At 69.1% G+C, this 21968-nt stretch carries 21 protein-coding genes and 1 pseudogene; 16 read left to right on the forward strand and 6 right to left on the reverse strand.

What is annotated here, in order from left to right; genetic code table 11:
- Positions 1–105 precede the first annotated feature (105 nt).
- Complete coding sequence (locus Strain318_RS01075) at positions 106–1320, reverse strand: MFS transporter (protein WP_367886690.1); 1215 nt, start codon at positions 1318–1320, stop codon at positions 106–108.
- Positions 1321–1520: 200 nt separating this feature from the next.
- On the opposite strand from Strain318_RS01075, the gene Strain318_RS01080 reads away from it, so the two are divergent.
- The 8 genes from Strain318_RS01080 (at position 1521) to Strain318_RS01115 (ending at position 10122) form a co-directional block, all read left to right on the forward strand.
- A complete protein-coding gene (locus Strain318_RS01080) occupies positions 1521–2297 on the forward strand; it encodes an MlaE family ABC transporter permease (protein WP_367886691.1) in 777 nt (258 codons plus the stop codon).
- Positions 2294–3304 (forward strand): MlaD family protein, encoded by a 1011-nt coding sequence (locus Strain318_RS01085; protein WP_367886692.1) that lies wholly within the window; start codon positions 2294–2296, stop codon positions 3302–3304. The genes Strain318_RS01080 and Strain318_RS01085 overlap by 4 nt, the downstream gene beginning before the upstream one ends.
- 2 nt (positions 3305–3306) lie before the next feature.
- A complete protein-coding gene (locus Strain318_RS01090; RefSeq protein WP_367886693.1) occupies positions 3307–4818 on the forward strand; it encodes an L-aspartate oxidase in 1512 nt (503 codons plus the stop codon).
- A 30-nt stretch (positions 4819–4848) separates the two neighbouring features.
- Positions 4849–5862 carry a quinolinate synthase NadA gene (nadA, locus tag Strain318_RS01095; RefSeq protein WP_367886694.1) on the forward strand — a complete coding sequence of 338 codons (1014 nt, stop codon included), beginning with the start codon at positions 4849–4851 and terminating at the stop codon, positions 5860–5862.
- A complete protein-coding gene (nadC, locus tag Strain318_RS01100) occupies positions 5862–6725 on the forward strand; it encodes a carboxylating nicotinate-nucleotide diphosphorylase (RefSeq protein WP_367886695.1) in 864 nt (287 codons plus the stop codon). The genes nadA and nadC overlap by 1 nt, the downstream gene beginning before the upstream one ends.
- A gap of 6 nt (positions 6726–6731) precedes the next feature.
- Positions 6732–8051, forward strand: coding sequence for a cytochrome ubiquinol oxidase subunit I (locus Strain318_RS01105; RefSeq protein ID WP_367886696.1), 1320 nt, complete (start codon positions 6732–6734; stop codon positions 8049–8051).
- Complete coding sequence (locus Strain318_RS01110; RefSeq protein ID WP_367886697.1) at positions 8048–9100, forward strand: cytochrome d ubiquinol oxidase subunit II; 1053 nt, start codon at positions 8048–8050, stop codon at positions 9098–9100. Before Strain318_RS01105 ends, Strain318_RS01110 begins: the two co-directional genes overlap by 4 nt.
- A 98-nt stretch (positions 9101–9198) precedes the next feature.
- The gene (locus tag Strain318_RS01115; RefSeq protein ID WP_367886378.1) at positions 9199–10122 is read left to right on the forward strand and encodes an IS481 family transposase; all 924 of its coding nucleotides are present in this window, start codon (positions 9199–9201) and stop codon (positions 10120–10122) included.
- Positions 10123–10144: 22 nt separating this feature from the next.
- On the opposite strand, the gene Strain318_RS01120 is transcribed toward Strain318_RS01115, so the two are convergent.
- On the reverse strand, positions 10145–10600 hold the full coding sequence (locus tag Strain318_RS01120) for a hypothetical protein (protein ID WP_367887970.1): 456 nt from the start codon (positions 10598–10600) through the stop codon (positions 10145–10147).
- A gap of 145 nt (positions 10601–10745) precedes the next feature.
- On the opposite strand from Strain318_RS01120, the gene asd reads away from it, so the two are divergent.
- The 4 genes from asd to Strain318_RS01140 are packed head-to-tail and all read left to right on the forward strand — an operon-like array spanning position 10746 to position 14674.
- Positions 10746–11603, forward strand: coding sequence for an archaetidylserine decarboxylase (gene asd / locus Strain318_RS01125; RefSeq protein ID WP_367886699.1), 858 nt, complete (start codon positions 10746–10748; stop codon positions 11601–11603).
- Between the two features lie 4 nt (positions 11604–11607).
- Positions 11608–11751 (forward strand): hypothetical protein, encoded by a 144-nt coding sequence (locus tag Strain318_RS01130; protein ID WP_367886700.1) that lies wholly within the window; start codon positions 11608–11610, stop codon positions 11749–11751.
- 11 nt (positions 11752–11762) lie between these two features.
- A complete protein-coding gene (locus Strain318_RS01135; protein WP_367886701.1) occupies positions 11763–13283 on the forward strand; it encodes a glycosyltransferase family 39 protein in 1521 nt (506 codons plus the stop codon).
- Positions 13280–14674, forward strand: a complete 1395-nt coding sequence (locus tag Strain318_RS01140; protein ID WP_367886702.1) for a dipeptidase — start codon at positions 13280–13282, stop codon at positions 14672–14674. The genes Strain318_RS01135 and Strain318_RS01140 overlap by 4 nt, the downstream gene beginning before the upstream one ends.
- A gap of 81 nt (positions 14675–14755) precedes the next feature.
- Here the strand turns inward: Strain318_RS01140 and Strain318_RS01145 are convergent, their stop codons facing one another.
- Positions 14756–14896, reverse strand: a complete 141-nt coding sequence (locus tag Strain318_RS01145; RefSeq protein WP_367887935.1) for a hypothetical protein — start codon at positions 14894–14896, stop codon at positions 14756–14758.
- On the opposite strand from Strain318_RS01145, the pseudogene Strain318_RS01150 reads away from it, so the two are divergent.
- Positions 14861–15370, forward strand: a pseudogene (locus tag Strain318_RS01150) (serine/threonine-protein kinase); the annotation flags it as partial. The gene Strain318_RS01145 and the pseudogene Strain318_RS01150 overlap by 36 nt on opposite strands.
- Before the next feature lie 80 nt (positions 15371–15450).
- Positions 15451–17211: a hypothetical protein gene (locus Strain318_RS01155; protein WP_367887936.1), complete on the forward strand. Its 1761-nt coding sequence runs from the start codon at positions 15451–15453 to the stop codon at positions 17209–17211.
- A 171-nt stretch (positions 17212–17382) separates the two neighbouring features.
- Here the strand turns inward: Strain318_RS01155 and rho are convergent, their stop codons facing one another.
- On the reverse strand, positions 17383–19113 hold the full coding sequence (rho, locus tag Strain318_RS01160; RefSeq protein ID WP_367886703.1) for a transcription termination factor Rho: 1731 nt from the start codon (positions 19111–19113) through the stop codon (positions 17383–17385).
- Positions 19114–19389: 276 nt separating this feature from the next.
- Positions 19390–19698, reverse strand: coding sequence for a histidine kinase dimerization/phospho-acceptor domain-containing protein (locus tag Strain318_RS01165; RefSeq protein WP_367887869.1), 309 nt, complete (start codon positions 19696–19698; stop codon positions 19390–19392).
- On the opposite strand from Strain318_RS01165, the gene Strain318_RS01170 reads away from it, so the two are divergent.
- Positions 19625–20221 carry a hypothetical protein gene (locus Strain318_RS01170; protein ID WP_367887937.1) on the forward strand — a complete coding sequence of 199 codons (597 nt, stop codon included), beginning with the start codon at positions 19625–19627 and terminating at the stop codon, positions 20219–20221. The genes Strain318_RS01165 and Strain318_RS01170 overlap by 74 nt on opposite strands.
- Here Strain318_RS01170 and Strain318_RS01175 read toward each other — a convergent pair.
- A complete protein-coding gene (locus Strain318_RS01175) occupies positions 20202–21143 on the reverse strand; it encodes a polysaccharide deacetylase family protein (RefSeq protein ID WP_367886704.1) in 942 nt (313 codons plus the stop codon). The two genes, Strain318_RS01170 and Strain318_RS01175, sit on opposite strands and share 20 nt — an antisense overlap.
- A gap of 155 nt (positions 21144–21298) precedes the next feature.
- Between Strain318_RS01175 and Strain318_RS01180 the strand changes: the two genes are divergently transcribed.
- Complete coding sequence (locus Strain318_RS01180; protein WP_367886705.1) at positions 21299–21823, forward strand: hypothetical protein; 525 nt, start codon at positions 21299–21301, stop codon at positions 21821–21823.
- Positions 21824–21968 lie beyond the last annotated feature (145 nt).

Consider the following 21968-nt stretch of genomic DNA (forward strand, 5'->3'; position numbering starts at 1 on the left):
CCCCCAAGTCGTTGTCGTGCTCTGTGCAACCTCCGAGTCTCCGTGCCTCTGTGGCAAAGCAGTTCGAAGTCCTTCGTGCCTTCGTGTCTTCGTGGTGAAGCGCCGTTACGCCACGGAAGGCTTGTGATCGGGCAGGTGATGCTCGATGCCGAGCCCGAGGAAGATCGTGAATGCCGCCAGCGCCGCACCTGTGAAGAAGGGGACGCCCTTGCCGAGGTAGTCGAAGGCGAAGCCCGCCCAGAGCGGTCCCGCGACGCGCGCGATGCCGCCGAAGGTCTGCTGCACGCCCATGTACAACCCGCGCTCATGGTTCGGGATCACCTGCGAGAGCATGCCCGTCACGCAGGGGAAGGTGAAGGCCGTGCCGAGCGGGATGAGCAGGATCGCCAGTGCCAGCGAGGCGTAGTTCGTGGTGAACGGCAGCGCGAGCATGCCGAGCATCAGGAACATGCCGCCGTAGCGCGAGAGCCGTGGCTCGCGATAGCGATCCACGAGCGGCCCGAGGAAGACTGCACGGGTCAGCACGCTGAGCACGCCGATGTACACGAAGACCCAGCCGATGCTCGTCTCGTCGATGCCGAACTGCGCGTTGAGGAACAGCGCGAGGATGGCGTTCATGCCATGGAACGCGCCCATGCCGATCGCGTAGATCCAGATCAAGCGGCTCGCCGGCAATCCGGGATGCGTCGTCACGCGCAGCAGCGTCTCGCGCGAGCCGGAGACCTTGGGGCGGTCGGCCGTCTTCACGCCGGCGTGCTCGTTGCTCTCGGTGAGGTACTTCCACGCGAAGCCGACGTTCACCAGCGTGATGATCGCGGCGAAGAGCCCGGGCCATTCGGGGCCGATGCGCGCGGCGAACGAGCCGATGGCGGGACCGAGCGCGACGCCGGCGTTGGTCGCGGCGCTCAGCCAGCCGAGTGCCTTCGCGCGGTCCTTCGGCTCCGTTGCATCGGCGACGTAGGCCTGGATGACGCCCACGGTGCCGCCGCCGGCGCCCTGCACGATGCGCGAGAGGAACAGCAGCTCGAGCGAGCCGGCGTAGGCGAACACCACGTAGGCGATGCCCGAGCTCGCGAGTCCGATCATCAGCGCGGGGCGCCGCCCGTAGCGGTCGGACACGCGGCCCCAGAGCGGGGCGCTCACCAGCTGTGCAATCGCGAAGCTGGAGACGAGGATCGCGATGACGGTGCCTTCGCCCCCGAGGCCGACGGTATCGAGCGCCCGCCACAGCGGGCCTTGGCCGACGAAGCGCTGGGCGTAGAACGGGAGCAGTGGGAGCACCATGAGGAGCCCCACCATGTCCACGAACGCCGTGACCATCAGCACTACGAGCTTGCCCAGAACCCCGTCCTCAGCAGAAACCGGGGCGACAAGCCCATCGGCGACGGGTAAACTAACACGGCGAGGCCCGTGGCCGCGGCGGCGAGGTCGCGCGCCGGCAATTCGGTGCCCTTTCGGCCTGCTGGTTCGTCTTCTCCCGAGGTGCTGGCTCCCTCCACCAGCCACGGTAACTTCCCAGCGTGTTCGAGACGGTAGGCAAAGGGCTCCGGATGGGGCTCGGGACGATCGGCACGGCGAGCCGCCTCACGGCGGAATCGGCGCGCGCGCTGCGTGACGTCCCGACCTGGCGACCGAACTTCGCGCAGCAGGCCAAGCAGCTCGGCGTGGACTCGCTGCCGATCGGCATGCTCATCGCCGGCTTCACGGGCATCGTGCTGGCGCTGCTCGCGAGCTACAGCTTCACGGGTGCGGTGCCGCGGTATCTCGTGGGCACGCTGGTACAGAAGACGATCATGATGGAGCTGGCGCCGGTGCTCACCGGCCTCGCGCTGGCGGGCCGGGTGGGGGCCAACATCGCCGCCGAGATCGGGACGATGCGCGTGACGGAGCAGGTGGACGCGCTTGAGACCCTGGGCTACGACCCGGTGGCGTACCTCGTGGTGCCACGCGTGCTGGCCGGCGTGCTGATGTTCCCCGTGGTGGTCGGTGCGGCGATGGCCGTGGGCATGCTGGCCGGCTGGATGGCCTCGCTGCTGCTGCTGGGCCTGTCGACGCCGGAGTTCCTGAAGGGCGTCCGGTTGTTCTTCGACACCTTCGACGTGCGCTATGGCTTGGTGAAGGCGGCGAGCTTCGGCTTCGCGGTGACGATCCTGGCGAGCGCGGCGGGCCTGCGGACGCGCGGCGGGGCGCAGGGCGTGGGTGGCGCGGCGACGCGCGCGGTGGTGCAGTCTTGCGTGATGATCCTCGTCCTCGACGCATTCTGGGCGATGGTGTGGCTACTCGGGAGAGCACGATGAGCAAGCGGCGGAACGACTGGCTCGTGGGCCTGACGGTGCTGAGCACGATGCTCGTGCTCATCGCGGGCACCATGTACCTCCAACAGGCGGATCTCGGAGCGCGACGCACGTCCATCAGCGCGCGCTTCCGCGACGTCGGCAACATGCAGGTCGGCAACGGCGTGGTGATCCGCGGCGTCAACGCGGGTCGCATCGAACGCATTTCGCTGGCCGAGAAGGGCTGGGTGGTGGCGGAGATGAAGCTCAACGAGGGCATCACGCTCCCCTCGGATCCCGTGGTGCTCATCCAGGCGGCGACGCTGTTCGGCGAATGGCAGGCGGTGATCACGGCGCGCAGCGCGGCGCCGGGCATCCGCGAAGTCGCGATGCAGCTCGAGGATACGGTGGGCGCTCCGGCCGCGACCCTGCCGGGCGGCGTGCTGCCGGACATCGCGCAGCTCACGTCCGTCGCGGGCGGCATCGCCGGCAACGTGGCCTCCGTGGCCGAGCGCGTGCGCGTCGCCTTCGACGACAGCGCCGCCCGCGAGCTGCGCGGGACGATCCGCAACTTCAACGCGATGTCCACGCAGCTCACGCGCACGGTTCGCGAGCAGTCGCGCAACCTCGACTCGGTGGCCGTCGACGTGCGAGTAGGGGCCAACGAACTGGCGCGCGGCATGGGCAACTTCCAGCGCTCGATCGCCCGCCTCGACTCCGCCACCTCGCGCGGCGAGGTGGAACGCATCATCGGCGAGACCCAGCAGGCGGCCATCAACCTGCGGCAGGTGAGCGAACGGCTGGCGACGATGTCCGCGTCCCTCGAACGCAGCGAAGCCTCGTTGCGCGGTGCCCTCGGCAAGGCCGATACCATCCTTGGGCGCATCGAGCGCGGCGAGGGCTCGCTGGGTCTGATGGTCAACAACCCGTCCCTGTACAACAACTCGGACTCGCTGGTCATCGACCTGCGGTCCCTGATCGCGGATTTCCGCCGGAACCCCAAGCGCTACATCAATCTCAGTATCTTCTGAGGATGGCGCAGCGCATACGCACGCGGTTCGTGGTGATCGGGTCGGGGATCGCCGGCCTGCACACGGCCTGGCGCGCCTCGGACCAAGGCGACGTCGTCGTGCTGACCAAGCGCTCCTTGCGCGACTCGTCGACGGCGTGGGCACAGGGCGGCATCGCCGCCGCCCTCGGTGCCGGCGACTCGCCGGACCTGCACCGGCAGGACACGCTCGCCGCGGGCGCGGCGCTCTGCGACGCCGCGGCGGTCGAGGTGCTCGTGGCGGAAGGCCCGGCCCGCGTGCGCGAACTCGCCGACGCCGGCGCCCAGTTCGATGTCGACACCAGCGGCCGCTTCACGCTCGGCAAGGAAGCCGCGCACTCGCGCAAGCGCATCGTGCACGCCAAGGGCGACCAGACGGGCGCCGAGGTGGCGCGCGCGCTGATCCACCGCGTGCGGGAGCGCGCGAACATCACCGTGCTCGAAACGGCGCGCGCGCTGGATCTCATCGTCGTGAACGGGCGTTGCTGCGGCGTACGGGCGAACGTGAACGGCAAGGCCGTCGAGATCGTCGCCGATGCGACCGTCATCGCCGCCGGCGGCTGCGGGCAGCTGTACCGCTACACGACCAATCCGCTCGTCGCGACCGGCGACGGCTACGCGATCGCCCATCGCGCCGGCGCCAAGCTCGCCGACATGGAGTTCGTGCAGTTCCATCCGACGGCGCTCGACACGCCGGAGAATCCGCTCGCGCTGATTTCCGAGGCGGTGCGCGGCGAGGGGGCGGTGTTGCTGAACGACCGCGGGGCGCGCTTCATGACGAAGGCGCACAAGCTCGCCGAGCTCGCGCCGCGTGACGTGGTCGCCCGCGAGATCTTCCACATGCAGCAGTCGGGCAGCCGCGTGTGGCTGGATGCCCGCAAGCTCTCGCGCACGTTCGCGCGGCGCTTCCCGGGCATCCTCGAGCTCTGCCTCAACCGCGGCATCGACCCGCGCCGGGACCTCATCCCCGTGACGCCGGCGGCGCACTACATGATGGGCGGCATCGTCACCGACCTCGCGGGACGCTCGTCGCTCGAGCGGCTGTATGCCTGCGGTGAGGTCTCGCGCACGGGCGTGCACGGGGCGAACCGCCTCGCGTCGAACTCGCTGCTCGAGGGCCTGGTGTTCGCCGAGCGCGTGGCGCGGGACATGGTGAACCAGCCGCGCCTGCCGCGGGTGCCGCGCGCGACGGAGTGGGACGTGCCGCGGCTGCGGGACCGCGGCGCCGCGCAGGTGGCGGCCGACGAGATCCGCTCGGTCATGTGGGCCCACGCGAGCATCGACCGGAACGCCGCCGGGTTGCGCACGGCCAAGAAGGCGCTCGACGCCATCCGGGCGCGCCTTTCGGCGGGCGCGACCGAGGAGATCAACATGGTCGAGACGGCGCGGCTGATCGTCGATTCCGCCTTGATGCGCCGTGAGTCGCGCGGCGGGCACTACCGCAGCGACTTCCCCAAGCCCAAGAACAAGTGGCGGGGCCGGCATATCGAGTGGTGACGCCAAGACAGGGGCACGGTAGCTTTCGGCATGTCCCAGTCCGTCCCTGACCGCGAGGTCGCGGAGCTCCAGCGCCGTATCAAGGCGCTCGCCAAGGAGCGCAACGCGGTGATCCTCGCGCACAATTACGAACGTCCGGAAGTCCAGGATGTCGCGCACTATGTAGGCGACTCCCTCGGCCTCTCACGCGAAGCGGCAAAGACCGACGCTGAGGTGATCGTCTTCTGCGGCGTGCACTTCATGGCCGAGACCGCGGCGATCCTCTCGCCGGAGAAGACCGTGCTGCTACCGGATCTCGCGGCGGGCTGCTCGCTGGCCAGCACGATTGACGCCGAGCAGCTGCGCGCGTGGAAAGCCGAGCATCCGGGCGCCGTCGTCGTCGCCTACGTGAACACCACGGCCGAGGTGAAGGCGGAGAGCGATTACTGCTGCACGTCGGGCAACGCCGTCGAGGTGATCAACGCCATCCCCGCCGAGAAGGAGATCCTCTTCCTGCCGGACATGTTCCTCGGCGCGCACGTGCGTCGCGTGACGGGCCGGCAGAACATCCATGTGTGGATGGGCGAGTGCCACGTGCATGCGGGCATCGACCCCGAGAACATCCGGTTGCAGCGCAAGCTGCATCCGGAGGCGGAGTTCCTGATCCATCCCGAGTGCGGCTGCGCGACGAGCGTCGTCGAGGCGGTGAGCGCCGGCGACGTGGATCCGGAGGGCGTGCACATCCTCAGCACCGAGGGAATGATCAAGCGCCCGGGTGAGTCGAGCGCGAAGAGCTTCATCGTCGCGACGGAAGTCGGCATCCTGCACCGCTTGGAGCGGGCCTACCCCGGCAAGACGTTCTACGCGGCCAATGAGCGCGCCAGCTGCGCCTACATGAAGGTCACGACGCTGCCGAAGGTGCTGGGAGCGCTGGAGCGCTTGGAGCATCGCATCACGGTGGCGCCGGACATCGCGGCGAAGGCCAAGCTGGCGATCGAGCGGATGGTGAGCATCGGCGGGTCGCAGGTGACGCCACCGGGTCCGGGCGTCGACCCGGGCGAGTGATGCCGAACGGCGCCGCGGCGGGCTTCCCGCTCCATGACGGCGCGTTGCTCGCGCTGGCGCGCGCGGCGCTCGAGGAGGACCGCGCGTTCGAGGACGTCACGACGCTGGCGACCGTGACGCCGGGGCATCATGCGCGGGCGGATCTCGTGGCGCGGCGCGATGGCGTGGTCGCCGGCGTTCCGCTGGCGGTGACGGCGTTCAAGCAGCTCGACCCACACGTCGAGATCCGCATCGATGTGCGCGACGGCACGCCGGTGAAGAAAGGCGACGTGGTGCTGCATCTCTCCGGTACGGCGCGCGGCCTGCTCTCGGCGGAGCGCGTGGCGTTGAACTTCGCGCAGCGACTCTCTGGTGTCGCCTCACTCACGGCGCAGTACGTGAAGGCGGTGGCCGGCACGTCGGCGAAGATCCTCGACACCCGCAAGACCACGCCCGGGTGGCGCATGCTGGAGAAGTACGCCGTCACCTGCGGTGGCGGCACGAACCATCGCGCCACGCTGGCCGATGCGGTGCTGATCAAGGACAATCACCTGGCCGCCTGTGGCGGCGACGTGGGCGTGGCCGTGCAACGCGCACGCGAGTACGCGCCAACGGGCATGCTGGTGCAGGTCGAGTGCGACACGGTGGCGCAGGTGCGCGCGGCACTGGCGGCGGGGGCCGAGGCCCTGCTGCTGGACAACATGCCGAACCACGCGCTGCGTGAATGCGTTGAGCTGGCGAGAGGCAAGGCATGGACCGAGGCATCCGGCGGCGTTTCGCTGGACACGGTCCGCGGCATCGCGGAGACCGGGGTGGACCGCATCTCGATCGGCGCGCTGACGCATAGTGCCCCGAGCCTCGATCTCGCCCTCGACTTCGAATAGGCCCCAATGACGGATTTGCTTGCCGCCCGCACTCAGATGGCCTTGAGTCTGGGCTTTCACATCATCTTCGCGGTGATTGGTATCGGCATGCCCGCGCTGATGGTGTTGGCGGAGCGGAAGTGGCTCAAGACGGGCGATCCGGTGTGGCTGGACCTCGCCAAGCGCTGGAGCAAGGGCACGGCAATCCTCTTCGCCGTGGGTGCGGTGAGCGGCACGGTGCTCTCGTTCGAGCTGGGCTTGCTGTGGCCTACGTTCATGGAGTACGCGGGGCCGATCATCGGCATGCCGTTCTCGCTCGAAGGTTTCGCGTTCTTCACCGAGGCCATCTTCCTCGGCACCTATCTCTACGGCTGGACCAAGCTGTCGCCCAAGGCGCATTGGTGGGCGGGCGTGGCGGTGATGGTGAGCGGCACGGTGTCGGGGATCTTCGTCGTGTTCGCCAACGCGTGGATGAATGCGCCGGCGGGCTTCGAGATCGTGAACGGCCTCCCGACGAACATCGATCCGATCGCGGCGATGCTCAACCCGGCGTCATTCCACCAGACGTTGCACATGACCATCGCGGCCTTCGCGACGACTGGCATCGCGGTGGCGGGAATCCACGCCTGGATGCTGCGGAAGAACCCGCACGACGTGTTCCATCGCAGCGCGTTGCACGTGGCACTGCTCGTGGCGATCCCCGCCTCGCTGCTGCAGCCGATCTCGGGCGACATCAGCGCGAAGTTCGTGGCGAAGTACCAGCCGGCCAAGCTCGCGGCCATGGAGGGCCAGTTCGCCACCGAGCGCGGCGCACCGCTGCGCATCGGCGGGATCCCGAACGAGGCGACGCGCGAGACGAAGTACGCGCTCGAGGTCCCGAAGGCGCTGAGCTTCCTGGCGTTCGCGGACTTCGACGCCGAGGTGAAGGGTCTCGAGGCGTTCCCGGAAGAGGACTGGCCGCCGGTCGCCATCACGCACTTCGCCTTTCAGATCATGGTCGGGCTGGGCACGCTGATGATGCTGGCGTCGCTGTGGGTGCTTGTGCTGTGGTGGCGGAAGCGTGAGGTCGCGGAGTCTCGGCCGTTGCTGACCTTCCTGGCCTTACTGACACCCGCGGGCTTCATTGCGGTGGAAGCGGGCTGGGTGGTGACGGAGGTCGGGCGGCAGCCGTGGATCGTGTACGGCTTCATGCGCACGAAGGACGCGTTGACGCCGATGCCGGGCCTGGTGTATCCGCTCATCGGCATCACGCTGCTCTATTGCTTCCTCGGCGTCGTCGTGGCGTATCTGCTGTGGGCGCAGATCCTCAAGACGAAGCCGATGACGCAGGAGATGCGCGTCCCGTGACCTTGGCCTATGTCCTCGCCGGCGTGACGATGCTCGCGCTGAACGCCTATGTGTTGCTGGGCGGCGCGGACTTCGGCGCGGGCGTGTGGGACCTGTTCGCGCGTGGGCCGCGTGCGGCGCGGCAGCGGGCGGCGATCGAAGAGGGCATCGGGCCGATCTGGGAAGCCAACCACGTGTGGGTGATCCTCGTGGTCGTGCTGCTCTTCACCTGCTTCCCGCCGGTCTACGCGCACCTTTCGGTGGCGCTGCACATCCCGATTTCCTTGCTGTTGGTGGGCATCGTGCTGCGCGGCTCGGCGTTCACGTTCCGGGCGTACGACTCGACCAAGTCGCCCGTGCAGAAGTACTGGGGCCGCATCTTCTCCATCTCGAGCACGATCACGCCGGTGCTGCTCGGCGTGTGCGTGGGCGCGTTGGTGAGCGGCGCGCTCGCGCTGCCTGAGGGTGGGGACTTCCTCGCGACCTACGTGCGGCCGTGGCTGACGCCGTTCGCGTTCGCGATCGGGGGGCTCACGCTGTCCGTGTTCGCCTTCTTGGCCGCGGTGTATCTCTGCGTCGAGGTCCATGAGCACGAGCTGCAGGAAGACTTCCGGCGCATGGCGATCGCGGCGGCGATCGCCGTTGGCGCGTTCGCGGGCATCGCCCTCGTATTGGGCAGCCGCGATCGACTCCCCGTCATGGGTTCGCTGCTCACGCAGCCATGGGCGCTGCCGTTCCAGCTGATCACGGGCGTGCTTGCCGTGGCGGCCATCGGCGCGCTGCTGACGCGGCGGTATCGCCTCGCACGCGCTGCGGCGGCCGCGCAGGTGAGCGCGCTGATGTGGGGTTGGGCGCTGGCGCAGGCGCCGTACCTGATTCCCGGTGTGCACACGATCGAGTCGGCGGCGGCGCCGGCGATCACGCTGCGGCTGGTCAGCTACGGCCTCGTTGGCGGCGCCTGCGTGCTCGTGCCGTCGTTGTGGTACCTGTTCCGCGTGTTCAAGTCGGATTCGATGTCGGCCTTCGAACGCGTGGACACCGCGGAATACCGACGCCCGCCCGAGCCCTGAGCGCTAGCTGTTGTTGGTGAGGAGGTTGTTCACAGGAGCGTAGCGGATGCAAGCTGGGGTTGCTGAGACGCTCAACCGGCACCCCGCCAGAGGCTCCTGTGAACATCCACAAGAATGCACGTCTGACCGTCGCGGGGCGACTCGCCGTCGCGACCGCCGTTCTGGGCGGGCAGGATCCCGCCGCCGTCGCCCGGGGCGCGGCCTGTTCCGTCCGCACCGTCTGGAAGTGGGTCGCCCGCTTCCGCACCGGCGGCGCGGCGGCGCTCGCGGACCGCTCGTCGCGCCCGCATCGCCTCACCCAGCTCCCGCGGCCGCAGCGCCGCGCGATCCTTCGGGGCCGCACCCGGCGGCGCTGGAGCTCGACGCGCATCGCCCAGGAGACGGGCATCCCGCTCTCAACGGTGATCCACTTCCTGCGCCGCCACGGCCTGCAGCGGCTCCCTCGGCTCGAGCCGCCGCGCGCGGTGCGCCGCTACGAGATGCGGGCACCGGGCGAGCTGCTGCACGTCGACACGAAGAAGCTCGGGCGCATCGGCCGCGTGGGGCACCGCATCCACGGCGACCGCCGGACCCGCGTGCGCGGGATCGGCTGGGAGGCGGTGCACGTCGCGGTGGACGCCTACTCGCGCGTGGCCTACGCCGAGGTCCTGCCCGATGAGCGCGCGGCGACCACGGCGGCCTTCCTCGCACGGGCGATCGCGTGGTACGCGGCGCTCGGCGTGCGGGTGCGCGCCGTGCTCACCGACAACGGGAGCTGCTATCGCAGCCACGCGGTGCGCACGCTCCTCCGCTGCGACGGCATCACGCACAAGCGCACCATGCCCTACACGCCGCGCACGAACGGCAAGGTCGAGCGGCTGATCCAGACGCTCCTGCGGGAATGGGCGTACGCGCGCCCCTACCCCTCCTCGCGGGTGCGCACGGAGTGGCTCGCGCGCTACCTGCGGACGTACAATGAGGCGCGCGGACACTCAGCCCTCAACTACCTCCCCCCCATGCTGCATCTCGCTGCGGCCCTGTGAACAACGTCCTCACTAACAACAGCTAGCGGCCGAGTGTCCGCAGCTTCAGGTACAGCACGGCGAGCGCGATGACGACGGCGTAGATCTTGAGGTCGCGGATCGCCTTCGCGCGGATGACGGCCGGGTCGCGCCGACGCTGCCGCTCGGCCTCTCGCTCCTCCGGCGACTGCTTGTTGAAGCCGTAGCGCGGCACGAGCACCGCGAGGGTGAGCAACGCCGTGACGCTCAATGCCGCGATGAAGGCAGCGGGCAGCAGGATCATGACCATGCCTAAGCCGCCCCAGCCGCTGAAGTTGCCGGCGCGCGCCTCCGTGATGAGGTAGATCGTGATGGGAAGGGAGACGAGGGCGGCGGCGCCCCAGAAGAGCAGGTACCAGGGCCGCAGCCGGTGCCGCACGGTGACCAGACCCCAGACCACGACGCCGAGGAGCAGGAAGATGCCCGCGAACTCGCGGATGCTGTTCCAGGGTTCCTGCATGGGCATGGGGAGTTCTGGCACAGGTGAGTCACGGGACGGTCCGTCGGCTGGCGTACAAGGACGGTGTCGAGCCGGCGCGCGTCACGCATGTACGGCCCGCACGTCCGGTTAACTTTCAGGGTCACTCCTTCCGTACTCCCCCCGCGTGACTACGCCCTTCGTCGTCCTCCAGCATCTCTTGCCGAAGCAGCTGCTTACGAGCGCTGCCGGCGCCTTCGCACGCGCGGAGCTCGGCGGTCTGACCACCGGGGCGATTCGCTGGTTCGCGGGTCGCTATCGCGTGAACCTCGCGGAAGCGGAGCAGCCGGATCCCGCGAGCTACCGCAGCTTCAATGAGTTCTTCACGCGCCCGCTGCGCGCGGGAGCGCGGCCACTCGCGCAGGCCGATTTCATCTGCCCCGTGGATGGCGCCGTCAGCGTCGTCGGCGCACTCGACGGCGACCGCCTCGTGCAGGCCAAGGGCCACAGCTACACGACGACGGCGCTGCTTGGCGGCGATGCGGAGCGGGCGGCGCTGTTCGCCGGCGGCAGTTTCGCCACGATCTACCTGAGCCCGCGGGACTACCACCGCATCCATATGCCGGTGGCGGGACGACTGACGCGGATGGTGCACGTGCCGGGCGCGCTGTTCTCGGTGAACCCCGAGACGGTGCGTGGCGTACCGGGCCTGTTCGCGCGCAATGAACGAGTGGTCTGCCACTTCGAGACGGCATTCGGGCCGTTCGTCCTGGTGCTGGTCGGCGCGACGATCGTCGGCAGCATGGCGACGGTGTGGCATGGCGTGGTGAACCCGCCGCGACCCGGCCAGGTGCGCGCCTGGGATTATCCCGCGACCGGGGACGGAAGCGTGACGCTCGCGCAGGGCGCGGAGATGGGACGCTTTCTCCTCGGCTCGACCGTGGTGATGCTGTTTCCGAAGCCCGGCACACGATTCGGCAACGACTGGCTGCCGGGCCGCGCGACGCGCATGGGCGAGGCCATGGCGACCGCAGGGGAGGGCTGATCCGGTGGCGAAGTACGCAACCCAACCCGACGGACCGGCACAGGGCGAGACCTGCGACTATTGCGGCAGCCCCGCGCTGACGTGGCGGAAGTGCAAGCTGATCTGCGACGACTGCAAGCAGATCAACAAGTCCTGTGCGGACCTCTAACGAGCGATCCGATGACGGATGCGGCCAAGACCGATGATGTGACGATGCTGCAGCGGCAGGCCGTGGCGATCACGATGATCGCGACGGCGCTGCGCATGGTGCTCGCCGCGCGGCTGCCGCTCGTCGCCGACGAAGCGTACTACTGGGAGTGGTCGCGGCACCTGGCGTTCGGGTACTTCGACCATCCGCCGGCGATCGCGTGGCTCATCGCATCCGGCACGGCGATCTTCGGCGATGTGCCGCTCGGGGTGCGGTTCTTCCCCGTGCTCTGCGGCGCGATGGCCGCCTTCGCGCTCGCGGAACTGACGGAGCGGCTGGCCGGTGTGCGCGCCTCGCGGTTCGCCGCGTTACTCCTCGCCGCCACTCCGTTCACCATCGGGTTCGTGCTCGCGACGCCGGACGCCCCACTGCTCGCGGCGCTCGCCATGACACTGATGCTGGTCGAGCGCGCCATCGATCCCACGGCGACCGCGCGGCAAGCGCTGCTCGCCTGGGCAGGTGCCGGTGTGGCAATCGGCATCGCGATGGCGTCGAAGTTCACGGCGGTGTTCGTGCCGATGGCGCTGCTGCTCGCCTGCGTGATCCATCCGGCCCTGCGCATCCATTTGAAGCGCCCGGGTGCGTACGTGGCCGTCGCCGTGGCATCGCTGGTGATGCTGCCCGTGCTGCAGTGGAACGCCACGCACGAGTGGATCGCCTTCCGCTTCCAGCTGGGTCACGGGCTCAATGCCGTGGGCAACGGGAGTTGGTGGCAGCGTGAACTGGAATTGATCGGCGGTCAGCTCGGGCTCGTCACGCCGATCCTGTTCGTGCTGCTCGTGCGCGCCATCTGGCGGGACTACAACCCGAACGGGGAGCCGCGGCGCTTCGCGCTGGCGCAGGTCGCGCTGTTCTGCCTCGGGTTCTTCATCTACAGCGCCACGCGGCGCCGGGTGGAGGCCAACTGGCCGGCCATCGGCTGGCTGCCGGCGCTGGCGCTGCTCGCGGCGGCCACGCAGGAACTGCGCAGCGTGTGGGAGAGACGGGCGCTGTGGCTGGCAGGTGCGTTGACGGCGCTGGTCTTGGCGCACATCGCGTTCCCATTCCTCCCGATCGCGCCGCGAAAGGATCCGGGGGCGCGGCTGCGCGGTTGGGACGCGCTCGCCACGGCCGTGCGTGCAGACTCGACCACTGCGGCGCGCTTTGTCGCAGCGGCTCGCTACCAGGAAGCGGCGCTGATTGCCTGGCATGACCCCGCGCATCCTGCCGTGAGCGCCATCAACCTGCTCGGCCGGCGCAACCAATACGACCTGTGGCCGCGCTTCCAGGATGTCGCCATTCCGGGCGCGACGCTGGTGCTCGTCGTGCCCGACACGTCACAGCGGCCGGCCCTCGTCGACACGCTGCGTGCGCATTTCGGCAGCGCGACGCCGGGCGCGCTGGCTGCCGTGACCTACCGCGGCGATACGCTGACCCTGCGTCGCGTGTGGACGCTCGCCGACTGGCGCGGCACCTGGCCAGCGGACCCCAACGATCCCCTCAAGAACCGATGACGACCAAGACGACGATCGATCCGAAGCTCGCACAGTGGCTCGACGCCAACGATGCGCGAGTGCGCGACCAGCTCTTCGAGTTCCTGCGCATCCCGAGCGTGAGCGCGCGCTCCGAGCACAAGGGCGATGTGCGCGCGGCCGCGCAGTGGCTGCACGCGCAGTGCGCGCGCATCGGCATGCAGGTCGAGACGCTCGAGACCGCCGGACACCCGATCGTCCTCGCCGAATGGCGCCAGGCACCGAAGGGCGCGCCGACGGTGCTCGTGTACGGGCACTACGACGTGCAGCCCGCGGAGCCGCTGGAGCTGTGGACCTCGCCGGCCTTCGAGCCGACGATCCGCGACGGCAAGATCTTCGCGCGCGGCAGCGTGGACGACAAAGGTCAGCTGTGGCTGCACATCGCGGCGCTTGAGGCGCACCTCGCGACGCGCGGGACGCTGCCGGTGAATGTGATCGTGCTCGCCGAAGGCGAGGAGGAAGTCGGCAGCGAGCACCTGGCCGAGTTCGTGAAGGCGCATCGCGAGCGCCTGAAGTGCGACGCGGTGGTGATCAGCGACTCGACGATGTTCGCGCCGGGCATCCCGAGCATCCTCAGTTCGCTGCGCGGCCTCGCGTACCTGCAGGTCGATGTGACGGGCCCCAATTCAGACCTGCACTCGGGGATGTACGGCGGCGCGGTGGTGAATCCGGCGACGGCGTTGGCGCGCATCGTCGCGAGTTTCCACGATGCCGACGGTCGCATCGCCATCGAAGGCTTCCACGACAAGGTCCGCCCGTTCCCCGACGCCGTGCGGGCAGGGCTGCGTGAGCTGCCCTTCGATGAGCGCGAGTTCATGGAGCACCTCGACGTGCAGGCGCTGGGCGGCGAGCCGGGCTACAGCACGCTGGAAAGGCTCTGGCATCGCCCGACCTGCGAGGTGAACGGGATGCTCAGCGGCTACACTGGCGAGGGCGCGAAGACGGTGTTGCCTGGCCAGGCGATGCTGAAGGTGAGCTGTCGGCTCGTGCCGGATCAGGATCCGAAGGAGATCGCGAAGCTCGTCGAACGCCACGTGCTGAAGCACGCGCCGAAGGGTGTGACGGTGAAGGTCACGGAGCTGCACGGCGGGCATGCATGGCGGGCGGAGCTGGATGGGCCGCTGTACGACGCAGCATCACGCGCGCTGGAGGCGGCGTTCGGGCGGACGCCGGTGATTACGGGAGAGGGCGGGTCGATTCCCGTGGTGAACGACTTCGCGACGATTCTCGGGGCGCCGGTGCTGCTCGTGGGCTTCGGGTTGCCCGGCGAGAATGCGCATGCGCCGGATGAGTGGATCTCGGTCGAGAACTTGGAGAAGGGGATGAGGGCGATGGCGTGTTTGTGGGACGAGATTTCCAAACAGCAGATGTGAGATGTAAGATGTGAGAGATAAGAGGGGGCTTCGCCAAAGCATCGGCGAGGCCCCCTCGCGGCGTCCGCCGCTCTGGTGGGGCTATCCTGCCGGTTGTAACGTCTGGCCATGGATCAGCTCGGCGAGTCTCTCGCGCGCGCGCTTGCGGGTCGATACGCCATCGAGCGCGAGCTCGGGCGCGGGGGCATGGCGGTGGTGTTTCTCGCGCGCGACCTGCGGCATCCCCGGCATGTCGCCATCAAGGTCCTGCGACGCGATCCGAATGATTCATCGCTGACTGACCGCTTCGCACGGGAAGTGGCGCTCCTCGCGAGCCTGGAGCATCCGCACATCGTCTCGCTAATTGATTCGGGCACGAGCGACGACGCGGTCTTCTTCGTGATGCCATTCATCGAGGGCGAGACTCTCCGGGCGCGGCTGTCGCGGGAAGGTGCGATGCCGATCGATGATGCGGTCCGCATCGCCTGCGAAGTGGCCGATGCCCTCGAATACGCGCATAGCCGCGGCGTCATCCACCGCGACCTGAAGCCCGAGAACATCTTCCTGTCGTCGGGCCACGCCAAGCTGGGCGACTTCGGCGTCGCCCGAACGACCGATGGCGCGGAGACTCCGATTACCGCGACCGGCGTCGCGCTCGGCACGCCTCGCTACATGAGTCCCGAGCAGGCGCTCGGTAGCGCCCGGCTCGACGGTCGCGTCGACCAGTACGCGCTCGGCTGCGTGCTCTACGAAATGTTGACGGGGAGCCGCCATTCAATGCCCCGACCATGCAGGCGATGCTCGCCCGACACGTCACGGATCCCGTCCCGCCGATCCGCACGGTGCGACGGGTGCCGGCCGCGTTGGAGGAAGTCGCCTTGCGGGCGCTCGCGAAGACGCCGGCGGATCGCTGGCCGTCGGCGCGTGCGTTTGCCGATGCGCTCGAGCGCGCTGCGACCGCGGACGCGGAACGGCCGACGGTCGCGGCGGCGCCGTGGTGGCGCAGCCGTGTCGCCCAGGCGTCGGCGCTCGCGGCGCTCGTCCTCGTCGCCGTCTCGGTGGGGCAGCTGGTTTCCACGTCGGCTGGGCGCGCGCCACGCGCGATGTCGCTCGCCATCGTCCCGTTTTCGTTCGAAGGCACTCCGGAGAAGCTGGTCTACGCCGATGGGCTGGCCAACGACCTCGTGGTCGGGCTCGTGCGCGAGAACCTGCGCGTCTCAGATCCCGCCCGCATGGAGCAGTTCCGTGGTTCGTCGCTCGATCCCGTCATGATCGGCGATTCGCTCGGTGTGGATGCGATCCTCTCGGCGACGGTGCGTGTGGCAGGCAACGCGATCGGCGTCTTTGCCCGCCTCACGGACGTGAAGGACGGCGAGCTGCTCTGGGCCGAGCAGTTCGCCGGTGAACTCGAGACTGACGGCAAGCTCGCCGATCCGTCGACGATCGTCCGGGACCTGAACGAGCGCATCCTCATCTCCTTGCTGCCGCGGCTCGGGAATCGCGCTGGCCAGCCGCCGCGCGGCCTCGGGACCGACGACGCACGGGCGTATGAGGAGTATCAGCACGGCATCCGTGCCCTACGGGACGTCCGCTTGGGGGGCGCATCGCTCGCGCAGCGGCATTTCGAGCTCGCGCTGGCCCGCGATCCCGCCTTCGCCGACGCGTGGATCGGGTTGGCGACGGCGCTCGACCAGCTGCTGCAGCTCTCGTCGCAGGCGCCGACCAGCCTCATCAGTCGCCTGCAGGAGGCGCTCGCGCGGGCCTCGTCGCTCGACAGCCTGCATCCCGACCTCATCCTGCTCCGGGCGCGGACCCGCCTGATGTTCGACTTCGACCAAGCGGGATACGACCGCGAGATGATTCGCGGCATCCGCCGCTACGCGAACAACGCCTCGCTTCACTTCGGTTACGGCCAAGACCTGCATATCATCGGACTTCCCGACTCCGGCATCGCGGAAGTGCGACGGGCGGTAGCCCTCGAACCCAACCATCCCTTCCGCGTCGGCTACCTCGGCAGCGCCCTCGCCGCGACGGGACGGGCCGACGAGGCGCGCGTGTACATCGACCGCGCGCTGGCCATGGATTCGACCTTGTGGCTTTCGTGGCTCGACCGTGCCGTGCTCGCCTCGCACGCGGGGCGGCCGGACGAGGCGGAGCGATTCGCCGCACGCGCGCTCGACCTGCAGGCGAACAGTCCATGGATGGTGGGCTGGTACCTGCAGTGCGCCGGCGCGGCGACGCCGGGCACCCGGCAGCGCATCTACGAGCAGCTCCTGCAGTCCGCCCAATCCGGCGCGACGTACGTGCAGCGTGTGTTCCTCGCCCATTCCCACCTCGCGATGGGCCAGACCGCTCGCGCACTCGACGAACTCGAAGCGTCGCTGCGCGTCAGGGACCGCGATCTGTTCGCGAGCCTGGGTTGGGGGGTCTTCGAGCAGCTGCGCGGCGAGCCGCGCTACGAGCGGGTCCTCGACGCCGTCGGACTCGGGCCCGCGATCCGGCGCAGTCGCGGCGGATCGGACACGCTGCAGCGTGGCATCTGCCGGACGAGTGGATGAGCGTGGAGGACGCGAAGAAGGGAATGAGGGCGATGGCGTGTTTGTGGGGTGAGACATCTAAACAGCAGATGTGAAATGTAAGGTGTGAGATATGAGAGGGGGCTTCGCCAAAGCATCGGCGAGGCCCCCTCCCTTACATCTTACAGCTTACATCTCACATCTGCTGTTGTACTAAAGCCCAGCGAGGAGCGCATCGTTCGATGTCGTGCTCGCAATCCGCTTGATCAGCCACTCCATCCCCGACTGCGGCGGCATCTGCTGCAACCCACGCCGCAGCGTGTAGATCGCGTCGATCTGCTCGGCCTTGTAGAGCTTCTCCTCGCGCCGCGTGCCGGAGCTCGCGACGTCGAAGGCGGGAAAGATGCGCTTCTCGGCCAGCGAGCGGTCGAGCTTGATCTCGCAGTTGCCGGTGCCCTTGAACTCCTCGAAGATCACGTCGTCCATGCGCGAGCCGGTCTCGACGAGCGCGGTGGCGATGATCGTGAGCGAGCCGCCGCCATGCTGCGGCAGGATGTTGCGGGCGGAGCCGAAGAAGGCCTTCGGCTTGGCCATCGCGCTGGTATCGAGACCACCCGACAGCGTACGGCCGGTGCCGCGCTCTGCCGTGTTGAAGGCGCGGGCCATGCGCGTGAGCGAGTCGAGGACGATGATCACGTCCTTGCCCTGCTCGACCAGGCGCCGCGCGCGCTCCTGCACCATCTCGACGACTTCGACATGGCGCTTGGCCGGCTGGTCGAAACTGCTGGCCACCACTTCACCCACACCCCAGGAGATCGCCTCGCTCACTTCCTCCGGACGCTCGTCCACGAGGAGGATGATGAGGTGCGCGTCGGGGTGGTTGAGCGCGATGCCTTCGGTGATCGCCTGCATGAGCATCGTCTTGCCGGCGCGGGCCGGGGCGACGATGAGCGCGCGCTGGCCGTAGCCGATGGGCGCGATGAGGTCGATGGCGCGGCGCGTGAGTTCGGGACCGCCCTTCGCGGAGCGGCCGGTCTCGAGCGTGATGCGACGCTCGGGGTACGAGGCGATCAGCGTCTGGAAGTCGGGGCGACGCTTGCCCTCGACGGGCTCTTCGCCGTTGATCGCCGTGATCTCGGCGACCGACACGCGGCCGCGGGAGTCACGACCGGTCTTGCCGCTGATCATGTCGCCGCGGCGGATGCCGTACTGCCGCACGAGATGCGGCGGGACCCAGGCATCGCCCTGTTCGGCGAGGTAGCTGTATTCGGGGCGGCGGATGAAGCCGGCTTCGCGCGCCGGATCGAACCAGCCGGTGGTCTCGCCATCCACCACGAGGATGACCGGCGGGGCGCCGTTGTACTCGCGGTCGGGATGATTGCCGTTCTGGCGCTGCTCGCCGTTGTTGCGGTCGCCGCGGTCGCCACGCTCGTGGCGATTGCCGAAGTCGCCGCGATCTCCGCGATCGCCACGCCGGCCTCGTCCGCGCTGACGTCGGCCGCGTCGGCCGCGGCCACCACGCTCCGGCCGGTCACCGCGCTCGCCGCGGTCCCCCCGGTCCTGCCACGGGCGACCGCCCTGGCCGTCGCGGTTCTGCGGCTCGTTCTCGCTGCGCTCGGGGCCGTTGGCGGCGTTCATCGCATCGCCACCCTCGCGCGATTCGCGGGACTCACGCGGCTCCTGGGGCTGCCGCGGTTCGCGCGATTCCGTCGTGTCGGCAGAGGGCGACGTCTCGATCGCCTCCGCCTGCTCGCCGCGCGCCGCACGGGGTCCGCGACGCGACCGGGTGGGTCGGCGGGGGGCGTCATCAGCGGAGGGGGCGGGCGCCGCGTCGGAGGGGGCGGGCGTCTCGAGATACGGATCGGCGTCCGTGGGAACATCCGGAGCCGCGCCACGGCGCGGACGGCCGCGCCCGCGACGGGGAGAACGGGGACTATCGGTCATGCGAGGGGGTGTAGGACCACAGAATGGTCGTGGCGGAGCGAATCCCGCGGGGGTCCAGCGATGTGAGAGCGGAGCGTCCTGACGTTTACCGTCCGGATCCCGGTGCATCTGACCGGGGGACGTCGCGCGATTCGTCGCGACGGGGGCTATGTCGGGGAGCGCGGCCGTCCGGGTGGGCAAAGGGCCTCACCGCGACGGGCGGTTGATTCAGTATGGGGTCACCGGGGGCATTTGGCAAGCCTAGGACAGCGCCACCCGTGTCGATTCACTGCGCGATCAGAGGTCCTTCGGCACCTCCTCGCGGACAATCTGCACCAGCCGTCGCGTCAACTCGACGCAGCGCTCGACCGCGGCCCGATGCGCATCCGGCAGGTCCTCCATCTCGAGCAGCTGGAGCTCCGCCAGCAAGCCGGCGAGCGGGTTGTTCAAGGTGTGTTGGAGAGACTTCTTTGGCGAGCTGTCCACGACCCACTCCGGTGCCGGGGGCGCCCTGCGCCCGATAGCTTTCTGTATGGTTCGATCCGCGCAAGACGCGCGCGCCGCCGTCGCGGCCTGCGTGAAAGCATATCGGCAGGACGGTGACATCGCCAAGCTCTTGGCGGCTCTCGATGCCGTCTGCGAGTCCACGCCTTCCACGGCGGAACTCATCGCGGCTGTGGAGCCGTACCGGGAGCTGCATGAGGTCGCGGGCCCCGTCTACGAGCGCGTCGTCGAGCGCGAACCCGACAATGCCGCGGCGCTCGTCGCCTTGGCCAACGCCTACTGGCTCACCGGACGTGGGCCGGATGTGGTGGGCGAGATCGCCGGCCGCGCCCTCGCTGCGGACCCCGCGAACCGCGCTGCCTGGCACCTCTGGGCGCTGACCGAAAGCTCGCCGCGCGGCCGCATGAGCCGCTGGCAGCAGGTCACGACGCGCTTCCCCGAGGACAAGCTCGCCCACGCGGCGATGGCCGACAACGCCGCCAGCGTGGCCAGCGCGGAGAACGATCCCGTGGCGATGAAGCTCGCCATCGGCACCTACGAGATGCTGATGGCCACCGCCGGCGACGCGCGCGAGAAGGAAGCGCTGTCCGCCGCCCTCACGACGCTCAAGGCCTGGAAGCTCTAGTCCGCCGGCCGGCGCTGACGTAGCGCGTGTTGTTGCGGTCCAGTTGGTCGAGCGTGCGCTCGAGCTCATCGCCGAACACCTGCACGCGCGGGATGCGCAGCGGATCGAACTGCGGGTCCTTCGGGCTGCGCGAGGGACCGCCGGCGACCATCAGGATCGCATCGATCTCATAGCGTACCTCGCGTCCCGTGCGCGGGTCCGTCCAGCGGCCGCTGCGCAGGATGCTGCGGTCGGCGGGCCACTCGCCGAGCGGGAGGGCGAAGCTCGTCATGCGGTAGCCGCTCACCGCGGAGTCCACCGCCAGCTGTGCGCGGGCAATCTGCTCCGTGCCGAACGCCGCCGACGACCGGGCGAGATTCACGTGGTAGAGCGTGTGGTTGCAGACCTCGTGGCCCTTCTCGACGAGCTCGCGCACCTTGCGATGCCGCCACTCGCTGCGCTGGCCCTGGATGCCCTTCTCGCCGAACAGGGCATGACCCTCGCTCGCCGCGGTCAGCACGCAGAACGTCCCGCCGCCCCTCCATTCCGGGTGCTTGGCGGCCATCGCGTCCCAGATGCCGACGGCGGACTGCGGATCGACGACGAGCTGGCCACTGCGCTCGATGTATCGAAACTGGCCAGGCGAGGCGTCGTCGAAGGTGATCACCACCGGCGAGAGCCCCGCGGGCAGGTCGATCTCGCCGCGTACGAGTTGCCGCACGGTGATTGGCCGATACCCACGGGCATGGAGCAGCTCGAGGTCGCGGGCGAAGCGCTGCCAGTTGCGCGACCACCGGGCCTCGCGCTCACCGATGAGGTGGTACTCGAGGACGGGAATGCGGCCGAGTTCATTCGGCGCGCGAGTGGGCGACGCTGCCGGAGTGGCCTGGGCCGCGGCAGCGCGACCTAGGACGAACAAGGCAAGGAAAATCGTGAGGCGCATCACGCTTCAAACGTATCAAGCGCGTCTCGATTGCCCAGTGGCCCTTCGCCGAGCGGCATCGTCATGAAATCTTCATCGCAGCGGTGGAACGCGCCGTGACGCTGCGGGTTCTTCAAGGGTAGTACACGCAACAGCCACAAGCGCAGGGAGCGACGATGGACGTGATGGTGCAGATCCACGAGGGCAATGACGAGCGCGCGACGGTCGCGCGCGTCAACGCCGTGCATTCGCGGGAGACCCTCGAGGCCCCTACGCGCGAGATCGTCACGCTCTACGGCGAGCCGACGCCCGAATCCCTGGCCCTCGCGCTCGCGGCGACGGTCGAGGCGCGCAAGGCGTCGCGCGGCGAAGCGTTCACCACCGGTGAGATTCGCATCGTCGGCGACGAAGGCGCCGTCGGCGAGACCGCCTACACCGACCGCAACACGGGCGAGATCATCAAGCGCGAGCTGAGCATCCCGCTCACCGTGCTCACCGAGACGGCGCAGGAGATCCTCCGCGAAGGCGGCCAAGGCATCCGGCGCCTGCTTGCGAACCTGCTCATGCCGGAGTGGCCGGAAGGCACGCGCCGCGCCCTGGGCTTCCAGTTCGCGTCCTCGGCGGCTCCGGTCACGCGTCCGTCGGACCAGCTCGCCGCCATGCGCGAGGCCGACGCCCAGAACTTCGCGGACGACGAGTAGGTCGCGGCCGCGCGGCAGCGTCACGGGCGCCCCTCGGGGCGCCCGTTTGCGTCTGGGGCAAACCCTCACAGGGGGGTCCTGAACCGCCCGATTGCCATCGGCGGCGCGCGGGGCCAACATCTACTCCCCAGATGCGCCCGCCACC

Origin of the sequence: Pseudogemmatithrix spongiicola (assembly GCF_030623445.1) — a bacterium.
GTDB classification, from domain to species: domain Bacteria; phylum Gemmatimonadota; class Gemmatimonadetes; order Gemmatimonadales; family Gemmatimonadaceae; genus Pseudogemmatithrix; species Pseudogemmatithrix spongiicola.